The 11,409-nt window shown below is 70.9% G+C and carries 11 protein-coding genes and 1 riboswitch; of the genes, 7 read left to right on the top strand and 4 right to left on the bottom strand.

Annotation, left to right across the window (positions count from 1 at the left end; all coding sequences use genetic code 11):
* Nucleotides 1-2: 2 nt before the first annotated feature.
* Both BKA15_RS09700 and BKA15_RS09695 read left to right on the top strand, forming a co-directional pair.
* The gene (locus BKA15_RS09700) at nt 3-701 is read left to right on the top strand and encodes a hypothetical protein (protein ID WP_179750249.1); all 699 of its coding nucleotides are present in this window, start codon (nt 3-5) and stop codon (nt 699-701) included.
* Nucleotides 702-736: 35 nt separating this feature from the next.
* Nucleotides 737-1,165 (top strand): CBS domain-containing protein, encoded by a 429-nt coding sequence (locus BKA15_RS09695; RefSeq protein ID WP_179750247.1) that lies wholly within the window; start codon nt 737-739, stop codon nt 1,163-1,165.
* 18 nt (nt 1,166-1,183) lie between these two features.
* On the opposite strand, the gene BKA15_RS09690 is transcribed toward BKA15_RS09695, so the two are convergent.
* Together BKA15_RS09690 and ispF are read right to left on the bottom strand one after the other, a co-directional pair.
* On the bottom strand, nt 1,184-1,498 hold the full coding sequence (locus tag BKA15_RS09690; RefSeq protein ID WP_179750245.1) for a DMT family transporter: 315 nt from the start codon (nt 1,496-1,498) through the stop codon (nt 1,184-1,186).
* A gap of 10 nt (nt 1,499-1,508) precedes the next feature.
* A riboswitch (guanidine-III (ykkC-III) riboswitch) is annotated at nt 1,509-1,570 on the bottom strand.
* 31 nt (nt 1,571-1,601) lie between these two features.
* Complete coding sequence (gene ispF, locus BKA15_RS09685) at nt 1,602-2,087, bottom strand: 2-C-methyl-D-erythritol 2,4-cyclodiphosphate synthase (RefSeq protein ID WP_179750243.1); 486 nt, start codon at nt 2,085-2,087, stop codon at nt 1,602-1,604.
* Between the two features lie 37 nt (nt 2,088-2,124).
* Between ispF and BKA15_RS09680 the strand changes: the two genes are divergently transcribed.
* The 5 genes from BKA15_RS09680 to BKA15_RS09660 all read left to right on the top strand — a co-directional run bounded on the left by BKA15_RS09680 (nt 2,125) and on the right by BKA15_RS09660 (nt 8,069).
* Nucleotides 2,125-4,851, top strand: a complete 2,727-nt coding sequence (locus BKA15_RS09680; RefSeq protein WP_179750241.1) for an ATP-binding protein — start codon at nt 2,125-2,127, stop codon at nt 4,849-4,851.
* Between the two features lie 140 nt (nt 4,852-4,991).
* On the top strand, nt 4,992-5,357 hold the full coding sequence (locus BKA15_RS09675; protein WP_179750239.1) for a YciI family protein: 366 nt from the start codon (nt 4,992-4,994) through the stop codon (nt 5,355-5,357).
* A 106-nt stretch (nt 5,358-5,463) separates the two neighbouring features.
* Nucleotides 5,464-6,327: a CPBP family intramembrane glutamic endopeptidase gene (locus BKA15_RS09670; RefSeq protein WP_179750237.1), complete on the top strand. Its 864-nt coding sequence runs from the start codon at nt 5,464-5,466 to the stop codon at nt 6,325-6,327.
* 39 nt (nt 6,328-6,366) lie between these two features.
* A complete protein-coding gene (locus BKA15_RS09665; RefSeq protein ID WP_179750235.1) occupies nt 6,367-6,915 on the top strand; it encodes a GNAT family N-acetyltransferase in 549 nt (182 codons plus the stop codon).
* On the top strand, nt 6,912-8,069 hold the full coding sequence (locus BKA15_RS09660; RefSeq protein WP_179750233.1) for an AAA family ATPase: 1,158 nt from the start codon (nt 6,912-6,914) through the stop codon (nt 8,067-8,069). Before BKA15_RS09665 ends, BKA15_RS09660 begins: the two co-directional genes overlap by 4 nt.
* A gap of 159 nt (nt 8,070-8,228) precedes the next feature.
* On the opposite strand, the gene BKA15_RS09655 is transcribed toward BKA15_RS09660, so the two are convergent.
* Together BKA15_RS09655 and BKA15_RS09650 are read right to left on the bottom strand one after the other, a co-directional pair.
* Nucleotides 8,229-9,017 carry a class I SAM-dependent methyltransferase gene (locus BKA15_RS09655; RefSeq protein WP_179750231.1) on the bottom strand — a complete coding sequence of 263 codons (789 nt, stop codon included), beginning with the start codon at nt 9,015-9,017 and terminating at the stop codon, nt 8,229-8,231.
* Nucleotides 9,018-10,986: 1,969 nt separating this feature from the next.
* Nucleotides 10,987-11,361 (bottom strand): hypothetical protein, encoded by a 375-nt coding sequence (locus BKA15_RS09650; RefSeq protein ID WP_179750229.1) that lies wholly within the window; start codon nt 11,359-11,361, stop codon nt 10,987-10,989.
* Nucleotides 11,362-11,409: the final 48 nt, after the last annotated feature.

Below are 11,409 nucleotides of genomic sequence, written 5' to 3'. Positions count from 1 at the left end.
TCATGATCGACCGGGACGCGCGGGCGCTCGTGCTGCTGCGGCGAGCCGTGTTCCAGGGCTGGCGGAACCTGCCCGCGCTCGCGGTCGGCACGGCCCTGGTCGGGACCGGGTTGGCGCTGCTGGCGGTCCTGACGCCGGGGCTGACACCGCTCACCCTGGCCGGGATCCTGCTGCTGGTCGCGCCGCCGGCGAGCCTGCTGACCCATACGGCGGTCCGGACCGTCGCCGGCCGCGACGTCACGATCGTCGGTTCGTTCCGGCCGACGCTGGCCACGGCCCGCCGCGGGGTCGCCGTGACCGCCGTCCCGGTCGGCTTCCTGGGCCTGTTGATGGCGGCCGGGGAGGTCTGGCGGGTGACCGAGCAGCCGCTGGTCGTCATCCCGTACGGACTCTGCGGCGCGGCTGTCCTGATCAGTGCGCTGACCCTGATCACCGCACTGCCGTTGAGCCTCCGCCACCCGGAGGCGCGGTTGCGGCGGATCTGGCCGGCGGCGCTCGCCGCCACGGCCCGGCAGCCGCTGCCGCCGCTCGGCACCCTGGCCGTCGCTGTGGTGGGGCAATGGCTCTCGGCCACCCTCTACGGCCCGCTGCTGTGGCTGGTCCCGCTGCCGTTGTGCCTGGTCGCGGCCGTCTCGGCGGCTCTGCTCGGGGAGGCCGAGGAGTCGCCGGAAGGGGTTTCGCCGGCGGGCCGGACGCCGTAACCTGTGTGTGACACGGCTCACATCGAGGAGTTGACATGCGCGTATCCGACATCCTGCGCGGCAAGGGATCCGCGGTCGCCACGATCGGTCCGTCCGCGACCGTGGCCGAACTGCTCGCTCGGCTGGCCGAGCACAACATCGGGGCCATGGTGGTGCTGGCACCGGACGGCATCGCCGGCATCGTGTCCGAGCGGGATGTGGTCCGGCGGTTGCACGACGTCGGCGGCGGGCTGCTGGAGCGCCCGGTCGCCGAGATCATGTCGACCGATGTCGCCACCTGCGCGCCGGACGACGCGGTGGACCGGCTGAACGCCGTGATGACCGACCGCCGGATCCGCCACCTGCCGGTGGTCCAGGACGGCCGGCTGGTGGGGATCGTCAGCATCGGCGACGTGGTGAAGGTACGGATGCGGGAGCTGCAGGACAGCACCGAGCAACTGGAGGCCTACATCACCCACGGCTGACGCCGCGCGTTCCGAGGCTCAGTGCAGCAGCTTGAGCCCGATCACGCAGCCCACGATGCCCAGGATGAAGATCAACTTCAGCACCGAGAACGGCTCGGCACCGGTGATCATGGCGTAGGCGACGGTGAGCGAGGCGCCGATGCCGACCCAGACCGCGTAGGCGGTGCCGGTCGGCAGGTCCCGCATCGCATAGGCGAGGCCGGCCATCGACAGCAGCAGGCCGATCACGAACGTGATCGTCGGGCCGGGCTTGGTGAAGCCCTCCGACTTACCGAGGGCGGTCGCCCAGACGGCTTCGAGAACTCCCGATATGATCAAGATGATCCATGACATGACAGGCTTTCTTGCGTCGTCTTGTCGCTGGCCGGGTACGACGCACCTCGTCCGGTGCCAGTCAGGCAATCCCAGATTTTCACATCCCTTGCAGGTGGGCAAATCAGCCGGGATCGGCCGGTTCCCGGAGCAGCACCACGGCTGACGCGCCGACTGCCGTACCCTCGCCTTCCGGACCGATCCCGTCGTTGGACCGCGCCTTCACCGAGACCCGGTCCGGGTCCAGCCTCAGCGCGCCGGCGATGTTGATCTTCATCCGATCCAGGTACGGTCGGAGCCGGATCGTACCCAGCACAACGAAACTGTCCACCGACTCGACACGGTAGCCGGCGGCGGCCACCCGCTCGGCGAACTCGATCACGAAGTCCAGACTGCGCGCGTCGTCGGCGGCCGGATCGTCCTCCGGGTAGTGGGTGCCGAGGTCGCCGTCGGCGAGCGCCCCGGCCAGCGCGTCCACCAGGGCATGGCACAGCACATCGCCGTCGGAATGGGTGTCGAAGCCCACCTCCGCCTCGATCGGTACGCCGCCGAGCACCAGCGGGCGGCCCGGGACGAGCCGGTGGATGTCGTGACCGAGACCGATTCTCACCGGCCCGACCTTAGACCGGGTCGTCTACTGTGACCGCATGTCGCTGGTGGGACGGGGGCCGGAGCAGTCGCGGGTGGAGCGCCTGCTGACGGACGCACGCGAGGGACGCAGCGGTGCGCTCGCCCTGCGTGGTACGGCCGGGATGGGGAAATCGGCCCTGCTCGACCACGCGGTGTCGCTCGCCGGAGCCGGTGGCCTGCGGGTGGTCCGGGCGACCGGTGTCGAGTCCGACACCGAGCTGGCGTACGGCGGTCTGCACCAGCTCCTGTTCCCTCACTTCGACCGGCTGGATGCTCTACCCGCGCCCCAGGCGGCGGCGCTGCGCTGCGCCTTCGGGCTGGCCGACGGCGAAGACGCCAACCGCTTCCTGATCGCCGCCGGGACCTTGTCGTTGCTCGCCGAGGTGGCCGAGGACGCCCCGCTGCTGTGCGTGATCGACGACCTGCAATGGCTCGACCAGGGTTCGGCGGAGGCGCTGCTGTTCGCGGCCCGCCGCTTCGTGGCCGACCCGATCGCGCTGCTGTTCGCGCTGCGCGAGACGCCGATGCCGTGGGAAACCGCCGGTGTCGAGGTCGTGGAGCTGTCCGGTCTCACCGCGCCCGACGCCGCCCGCTTGCTCGATGATCATGCGCCGGGCCTCGTCGAACCGGTGCGGAGCCGGGTGCTCGCCGAGGCGGGCGGCAATCCGCTGGCGATCATCGAGTTCGGGTCGTCGCGCCTGGCCGCGGATGCCGTCGACGCCTCCGACCCGGTCGAGCAGGTCGGTCCGCTGCCGGTGCCCCGCCGGGTCCAGGACGCGTTCCGTCGCCAGATCGTCGAACTGCCCGAACCCACCCAACGCGCCCTGCTGGTGGCCGCAACGGACACCGCCGCGCCGCTCGCAACGATCTTGTACGTGATCGAGGCACTCGGCGGTGCCGCCGACGACCTGGCGCCCGCCGAACGCAACCGGATGATCAAGATCAACGGCAGGATCACGTTCCGGCACCCGCTGCTCCGGGCGGCCGCGTACCAGGATGCACCGCTGCACCGGCGGCTCGAGGTGCACCGCGCCTATGCCGAGGGGTTGCGCGCCGACGCCGATGCCGACCGCCGCGCCTGGCATCTGGCTGCTGCCACGACCTCCCCTGACGAGGCGGTGGCGGTCGAACTCGAACGGGTGGCGGAACGGGCCCTGCACCGGGGCGGCGCGATCGCGGTCTCCGCCGCGTACGACCGGGCCGGGCGGCTCAGTGCCGACCGGGAACTCAAGGCCAGCCGGCTCGCTCGGGCCAGCCAGGCCGCGTTCGATGCCGGCCGAGCCGACCTCGCCGCCCGGCTGGCGGCCGAGGCCCTGGCCCTCACCACCGATCCCGGCGTGCGAGCGGCGGCCAGCTACACCCGCGGCGCCGTGGAGTACGAGCGCACCGATCCCCGGGTCGACGCGGAGCTGACGCTCGAGGCCGCGGCGCTGGTGCGCGACACCGATCCGGAACGGGCCGCACTCAATCTCTACGAGGCCGCGCACGCCGCCCGGCACGGGGCGGCCCACGATCTGCTGCAGCGGGCGGCGGAGTTGATGCGCGAGTTCGCCGCTCCGCCGGGTTGGGCTCCGGTTGTTGCGGCCCTGCTCGGCTGGGTGGAGCTGTACGACGGCCGGCCGCGGTTGGCCGCCGACCGGATCCGAGAGCTCTATCCGGCGGCTCACGGTGGCACGCACGACCTGATGTGGCGGATCACCGCCGGCATCGGCGGGCTCATGATCGCCGACGACGAGCTGGTCGTCGGTCAGGTCGAGGACCTGCTCGCCGAGGTGCGTGCGACCGGCGCGGCCGCCTGGATTCCGTACACCTTGAATCTGCTCGCCGTGGCCCGGCTGTTCCGCGGCGAGTTCACCGACGCCCGCGCCTGCGTTGCCGAGGGGGCGTCGGTGAGCGACGAGCTCGGCAACGTGACCGAGCGCCTGGCGCATCGGTCGCTCGAGGTGTGGCTGTACGCCGTGGCCGGTGACGAGGAGGAGTGCCGTGGGCTCGCGGAGCAGGTCCGGCCGGCCGCCCGCAGCCGGCACCGGGTCAATGCCGCGATCGCCGAGTGGGGTCTCGGCCTGCTCGATCTCTCCGCGCGGCGGTTCTCGGAGGCTCTCGAACGGCTCGAGCGCGTCTCGCGCAGCCCCGGCGGCCAGGACCCGTTCCTGGTCAGGGCGCTGCCGGACCTGGTGGAGGCTGCCGTACGCAGCGGTCGGCCCGATCATGCCGAGGAAGCCATGGCGCGGCTGCGCCTCTGGGCGGAACACGTCGACCGGCCCGTCGCCACGGCCCTGCTCCTGCGCTGCCGGGCTCTACTGGCCGACGACGAGCACGCCTGGCCCCTGTATGCCGAGGCGTCGCGGATCCATGAGCGAAGCGGCGGTCCGTACGACCGCGCCCGGACCCAGTTGGTCTACGGCGAGTGGCTGCGCCGCCGTCGTCGCCGTACCGAAGCGAAGGCCCAACTGGCGGCGGCCGCGTCGGCGTTCGACCGGCTCGGCGCGAAGCTGTGGGCCGGGCGGACACGCGGTGAGCTGGCCGCCTTCGGTCAGCGGGACGGCGAGACGGTGAGCAACGGACCGCTCGACCTGCTGACCGCGCAGGAGCTGCAGGTCGTCCGGCTGGCCGCGGCCGGTCGGACCAACAAGGAGATCGCCGCGCAGCTGTTCCTGAGCCCACGGACGGTCGGCCACCACCTCTACAAGGCGTACCCGAAGCTCGGCGTCACCGGCCGCGCCGAACTGACCGGTCTGATGTGAGTCGAGGTCGGTCATCGGCCGTCGGACACCAGTAACGATGACCGATGCGACACCGATCCTTCCCCGCCTAACGTTTCCGGCATCGGAGGTCGCGTCGAACGGACGCGAAGCTCACAGCCGTTGGAAACAAGGAGACGATCATGACGAAGTACTTCCTGAGCCTGCCGCACGACTCCGCCGAGGAGCCGACGATGGCCGAGATGGACCCCGCGGAGCTGCAGGAGGTGTTCGCGGCGGTCGGTGCGTTCAACACCGCGCTGGAGGAGGCGGGGGCGTTCGTCACCGCCGGCGGCCTGCAGCCGCCGTCGACCGCGACCACGGTGGACTATTCCGGGGACAGCCCGGTCGTCACACCGGGCCCGTTCGTCGAGGCCAAGGAATACCTCGGCGGCTTCTGGATCATCGAAGCCGAGAATGACGACGTGGCGCTCGAATGGACCAAGCAGGCCTCGAAGGCGCTGCGCAGCCGGGTCGAGGTCCGTGCCCTCCAGGAAGCACCCGCCTGAACCTGAGCGGCCATGACAGCGTGCCGGTGAGCCGGTCCCGGGACGCGCTGCATGCGGTGTCGGAGATCACTCGCGGCGGATCCGGTGCGGGCTCTACGGTTGCGTCATGGCAGAGGCCGATGCGGGCGAGGTGGCGAGTACGGCGAGTGACGGCTTGACGCGGTCGGGAGGCCGGGCACGGTGGACCGAGGTCGCGGCGTACCTCGGGCTGACCGTCGTCCTGACGAACGTCCTCGGGATCCCGATGATCATCGGGCTGATCCCGGCCGACCTGCTCAACCTCGTGGTGCCGGTGCTGCAGTACACGCCGCTCGTCGTCGCGTTGATCATGTTCCGGATTCTCCGACCCGGCAGGTTCCGGGACGTGTTCGCCGTCCGGCGGGCCGGAGTCCTGCGCTGGGGCTCGATCGGGGTCGGGATCATCACCGCGGCCGCGGCTGCCCAGTTGATCTTCGGTCTGGCCACCGGGGTGTCGCGGTTCACGCCGGTCGACCAGATCGTCAGCCTGCTGCCGATCTTGGTTCTGGTGTTCGCGATGCAGTCCGTGTTCGCGATCGGTGAGGAGTTCGGCTGGCGCGGCTGGTTGGTCGACCGCGCCGCGCACTGGGGGTTCTGGCGCCTCTCGTTGATCTTCATCCCGGTGTGGATGATCTGGCACCTGCCGGTCCTCGGGACCCTGACCGACGAGACCGTGGGCGAGAAGTTGATCTACTTCCTGGGCATGGGGGCCTGGGCGCCGTTGCTGTTCGCGCTGCGACTGCGCTCCGGCTCGGTCTGGCCGGCGGTGCTGGCCCACGGCGCGATCAACAGCGTCCGGGTCTATCTGCTGCAGTCGGTGCCGCAGAGTCCCGTCAATCAACTGGCGGGCGAGATCCTCAGCTGGGTGCTGCTCATCGCCGCCGCCGCGTGGCTGATGCGGCCGTCGGTCCGCGGGACGATTCCCGAGCTGCGCCCGGCAGTCACGACTTAACGGTTCGCGGTGACTCGGCGGGCGTACCAGAATGGGCGAATGCCTGAGTTGATCGCGCCCCTGACCAGGGTCCACCGTTCATTCCTCGAAGCCATGGCCGAGTTCCAGTCCGAGGGTCGCGGTGGGACGGATGACAACACCATGGTCGGCAGCGAGATCCGTACCTACTCGGACCGTTGGGCCACCCCCGAGGCGTTCGAGCAGTACGTCACCGAACTCCGCGCCGACGCCGAGGAGGACTCGCCGCGGCCGGTCGGCTACGTCCCCGGGACGACCCTCTGGTACGTCGACGGCGATCACTACCTGGGCCGGCTGGCGATCCGGCACCGGCTGACGCCGAAGCTGCTCGAGTGGGGCGGTCACATCGGCTACGACGTACGACCGAGTGCCCGGCGGCGCGGACACGCCACCGCGATGCTGCTGGCCGCGCTGCCGATCGCGTTCCGGCTCGGCATCGATCCGGTGTTGATCACCTGCGACGAGGACAACGTCGCCTCGGAGAAGGTGATCAGGAAGGGTGGCGGTGTCTACGAGGACACCCGGAAGGGCAAGAAGCGGTTCTGGGCGCCGACCCGGCCGCTGTCATGATCACGACGCTGGCCGTCGAGGGCTACCGGTCGCTGCGCGACGTGGTGGTCGGACTGGGCCGGCTGACCGTGATCACCGGGGCCAACGGCACCGGGAAATCCAACCTGTACCGGGCGATCCGGCTGCTTGCCGACGCCGGGCACGGCCAGCTGATCGGCAGTCTGGCCCGGTCCGGCGGGCTCGATTCGGTGCGCTGGGCCGGGCCGGAGAAGATCTCGAAGGGGATGCGGTCCGGTGAGGTGCCGGTGCAGGGCACCGTCCGCACCGGGCCGGTCCGGTTGCGGCTCGGCGTGGCCGGCGACAGCTTCGGGTACGGAATCGATCTTGGTCTGCCGACTCCGGCCGAGGCAGGCGTGTTCCCGTACGACCCGAAGATCAAGGCCGAGGCGATCTGGTCCGGACCGATCCTGCGGCCGGCGGCGACCTTGATCGACCGGGCCGGACCGCTGGTCCGGATGCGGGACGGCCGGTCCTGGGCCGAACTGAGCCGGACCCTGGCTGGCTCGGAGTCGCTGCTCACCGAATACGCCGGCGCCTCGCCCGAGATCGCCGCGGTACGGGAGCGGCTGCGCGGCTGGCGCTGTTACGACCAGCTGCGGACCGACCCGGAGGCGCCGGCCCGGGCGGCCCGGATTCCGACCCGGACCCCGGTGCTGGGCCACGACGGCGGCGACGTCGCGGCGGCACTGGCGACGATCCAGGAGGTCGGCGACTCCCGGCTGCTGGCCGCGACGATCGCCGAGGCGTTCGACGGGTCGAGCCTGGTCTTCGGTGGTGCCGACCTGGCGCTGGCCCTGCGGCAGCCCGGGATGCTGCGGCCGATCGGGGTCGCCGAGCTGTCCGACGGCACGTTGCGCTACCTGATGCTGGTCGCCGCGCTGCTGTCGCCGCGGCCGCCGGAGCTGCTGGTGCTGAACGAGCCGGAGGTCAGCCTGCACCCGGACCTCTACCCGAGCCTGGCCCGGCTGGTCGTCGCCGCGGCCGAGCGGTCGCAGGTGATCATCGTCAGTCACGCGCCGGGGTTGGTGGACAAGATCATCGCGGAGCATGCGGATGATCTGGTCCGGATCGAGTTGATCAAGGAGCTCGGCGAGACCATGATCGCGGGCCAGGGCCGGTTCGAGCGCCCGTCCTGGCAGTGGCCGAGCCGCTAGTGTCGTGCGTCCCTAGTTCCTTAACAGTTGGCGACGCCCAGGCACGCACCTCGCGGCGTTCTCCTCGGTCGATATATGACCCGATATGTCTTCCTCGTCGGCCTGGCGATGCACGCACCTGGACGCCGCCACCTGTCAAGGAACTAGGGACGCACGACACTAGCGCTTCCGGCCGACCACCATCCGGAACAGATTGGCCTTGATCACCCGGCCGTCGTAGCGATCGTCGATCAAGTCACGGATGCAGCCGAGCAAGCCGTCGAGGCGCTCGGGCGGCAGGGCCAGGTGGCCGGAGAAGGTCTGCAGCAGGTCGAGATAGCTCTCGGTGTCGTACGGGACCTCGACCACCTCGCGCGCCGTGCCGACCCGCTCGAAGAATCCGCCCGGCGTGACGTCGAAGTCGTCCTTGATCGACTCCGCCTTCGCCAGCCGGAGATCGGGCCTGGTGTGCTCGGGATCCCAACGCTCGTAGCATTTCTGGACCTCGACGAAGAACTCGCTGCTGCCGCCGTCGACGTGTGCGGTGCCGATGATCGCCAGGGCGCCGCCCGGCCGAAGCGCCGCGGCCGTCTTGGTGAACTGGACCGCCGGGTCGATCCAGTGGAACGACGTCGCGGCGGCCACCGCGGCGAACGGTTCGTCCGGCAACGGCCACTGCTCGAAGTCGCCGGTGATCACCTCGGCCTCGGGAACGTTACGCCGGGCCACCGCGGCCAGGTCCTCGGACAGCTCGACCGCGGTGACCCGGTAACCGCGGGCGACCAGCGACCGGGTCAGCTGGCCGGTCCCGCAGCCGATCTCCAGCACCCGGTCTCCGGGCGCCAGCCCGCCGAGCTCGGCCAGCCGGTCCAGCATCACGCCGGGATAGGAGGGCCGAGTCCGGTCGTACCGCTCGGCCGCCGCGCCGAAGGTCTGCCGGAGCCGCTCACGCTCATCGTCCGATCGCATTCCCCCGACCTTAACGACCCCTAACCCCCCACCCCCAAGAAACGCCGACCAGTCACCAAAGCAGGCGTTTCTACGGCGTGTCGCTGCAGAGTTGACCGGTCGGCGGGGCGCGGATGGGGATGGTCACCGTGCGGGAAGGTACGGGCCGGCAGCGGTGGGCGACGATGGGGCAGGCCGGGGACGGCGAAGGTGCCGGTCGGCAGCGCCGGGTCGGTCGGCAGGCCGGGGGTTGGTGTCGGTCGGCGGTGCCGGGGAGGGTGCGGGCCGGGTCCGGGGAGGGTGGTGCGGGTCGGCGGTGCCGGGGGATGGTGCGGGCCGGGTCGGGGAGGATGGTGCGGGTCGGCGGTCCCGGGGGATGGTGCGGGTCGGCAGAGCGGGGGTTGGTGTCGGTCGGCGGCGCCGGGGATGGTGCGGGCCGGATCCGGGGAGGATGGTGCGGATCGGCGGCGCGGGGGATGGTGCGGGCCGGCGGCTGCGGGGATGGTGCGTGCCGGGGTCCGGGGAGAATGGTGTGGATCGGCGGCGCGGGGAGATGATGTCGGTCGGCAGCGCGGGGATGGCGCGGGCCGCGCAGGGTTGGAGAAGACACGTGCGGGGACAGCAATGGTTGCGATCTCCGGCATAAGACCGAACCCGAACCCGAGATCCTGACGACCCGTTACAAGCGCAGCGACACGTCGCAGCGGTCTCACGCCCGTGAGTCCTCACGGTGGATCTGTTTGGGCTCGACAGCCGTTGGCGTTGTCCGGTGAGGGGCAGCCCGATGGCCCGACCGGAGGAGTCGTGCTGGGCGGACCTACACGCCCGTTGTTGACCGGCCTTGCCCTGCGCGACCCGGACCCGCCGGTTCAGGATCGACGGCACGGCGAAGCCGCTTCCGAGCCAGCGCCGCACCGGTACGGAGCTGATTACCGACTCGGCGCCGATCGATCCCACCGGCTACGGCCCGGGCTCGGATCCGCGGGCCCGGCTTGGCCGCCCGGACAGTGGCGGTAACTCTGTTGGTCTTGCCCGTTCTCCGGCCCGCAGGCGACGTCGTCGCGATCAGGTGACGACGCGGGCTGCGTCCGCGCGCCTGGTGCGGCTTCGTCGTTGTTCCCGGGCTCGATGTCGCGATTTCTCTTCACATCAGAGGGTGCAACGTTGAAATCGGCTCGAGCCCTTCATCAGCAGTGATTTCGCGACAGGTACCGGCCCACGCGTGGACGGTACGGCGAGGGTGCATCTCACACTGGGCCGAGGCCGGCTGGGTCGAGCGATCTGGCTGCAGGGCGGCGGCGGATTCGGTCGCCCGTCGATCGGGCCCGCGCCGCTCGGGGCCGGACGCCCACCTCGTTCGCGCCAGACCGGATCGAGGATCTTGGTCAGCCAGGGGTCGGGGCGGGAGGACCCGCGGGTCTTCGGTCAGCCCGGTGGGGCGTGAGGTTCGTGGATCTTCGGTCAGCTGCGGATCGGACGGGAAGCATCGCGGGGAGTTCGGGCCGCCCGGGCGGGTCGGGTGGGTCGGCTGTGGGTCTTCGGTCAGCTCGGGTGGGGCGTGAGGGTTCGTGGATCTTCGGTCAGTTACGGATCGGACGGGAAGCATCGCGGGGAGTTCGGGCCGCCCGGGCGGGTCGGGTGGGTCGGCTGTGGGTCTTCGGTCAGCTCGGGTGGGGCGTGAGGGTTCGTGGATCTTCGGTCAGCTGCGGATCGGACGGGAAGCATCGCGGGGAGTTCGGGCCGCCCAGGCGGGTCGGGTGGGTCGGCTGCGGGTCTTCGGTCAGCTCGGGTTTGGCGGACGTGATCGCACGTGATCATCGGTCAACTCGGGTGGAGATCCCGAGGTCTTTGGTCGGCGGGGGCGGGCGAGAAGGATCCCGGTCCGCTGCCAGCCCGATCGGACGACGCCCAGCCCTTCCGCACACCGACCAGTCACTAACGCAGCGACACGCCGCCAAAACGCCTGCTTTTGTGACCGGTCGGCGGGTCTTTAGCGGGCGAAGGGGAAGATGGCGGGGGTCCAGCCGAGGTAGCGGCCGAGGGTGTCGTGGGCGATCACGCCGATCCGGCCGTCGACGCCGGGGCCGATCACCTGGCCGTCGCCGAGGCTGCCGCGGACGGTCACCCTGCCGCCGACCTCGAACCAGGCGAGGGCGCCGCGCGGGGGCGTTCCGTCGGAGACCAGATCATGCTCGGTGAACCAGGCGAGTCCCTCGGAGCAGTGCCGCCAGCCCGCCTCGGACGCGTAGCCGAAGGCCAACCGCTGGAACCGCAACGCCCAGCCCTCCCAGGCCGAGCTGCCGATCCGGCGCAGCTGCCAGCGCAGGGCCTCCTCGGCCGAGCGTGGTGTGGCATCGGTGATCATCACCGCAACCCCCGACGTGTGCTGTGAGTCCTGACGTGGAAGGTCCAT

This window comes from Microlunatus parietis, assembly GCF_013407955.1.
Taxonomy (GTDB): domain Bacteria; phylum Actinomycetota; class Actinomycetes; order Propionibacteriales; family Propionibacteriaceae; genus Microlunatus; species Microlunatus parietis.
This window is presented reverse-complemented; position numbering and strand designations above follow the sequence as displayed.

Coding starts and splice junctions, on each gene's coding strand:
- BKA15_RS09700 (WP_179750249.1), top strand. CDS start 3: ATGATCGACCGGGACGCGCGGGCGCTCGTGCTGCTGCGGCGAGCCGTG.
- BKA15_RS09695 (WP_179750247.1), top strand. CDS start 737: ATGCGCGTATCCGACATCCTGCGCGGCAAGGGATCCGCGGTCGCCACG.
- BKA15_RS09690 (WP_179750245.1), bottom strand. CDS start 1,498: ATGTCATGGATCATCTTGATCATATCGGGAGTTCTCGAAGCCGTCTGG.
- BKA15_RS09680 (WP_179750241.1), top strand. CDS start 2,125: ATGTCGCTGGTGGGACGGGGGCCGGAGCAGTCGCGGGTGGAGCGCCTG.
- BKA15_RS09675 (WP_179750239.1), top strand. CDS start 4,992: ATGACGAAGTACTTCCTGAGCCTGCCGCACGACTCCGCCGAGGAGCCG.
- BKA15_RS09670 (WP_179750237.1), top strand. CDS start 5,464: ATGGCAGAGGCCGATGCGGGCGAGGTGGCGAGTACGGCGAGTGACGGC.
- BKA15_RS09665 (WP_179750235.1), top strand. CDS start 6,367: ATGCCTGAGTTGATCGCGCCCCTGACCAGGGTCCACCGTTCATTCCTC.
- BKA15_RS09660 (WP_179750233.1), top strand. CDS start 6,912: ATGATCACGACGCTGGCCGTCGAGGGCTACCGGTCGCTGCGCGACGTG.
- BKA15_RS09655 (WP_179750231.1), bottom strand. CDS start 9,017: ATGCGATCGGACGATGAGCGTGAGCGGCTCCGGCAGACCTTCGGCGCG.
- BKA15_RS09650 (WP_179750229.1), bottom strand. CDS start 11,361: ATGATCACCGATGCCACACCACGCTCGGCCGAGGAGGCCCTGCGCTGG.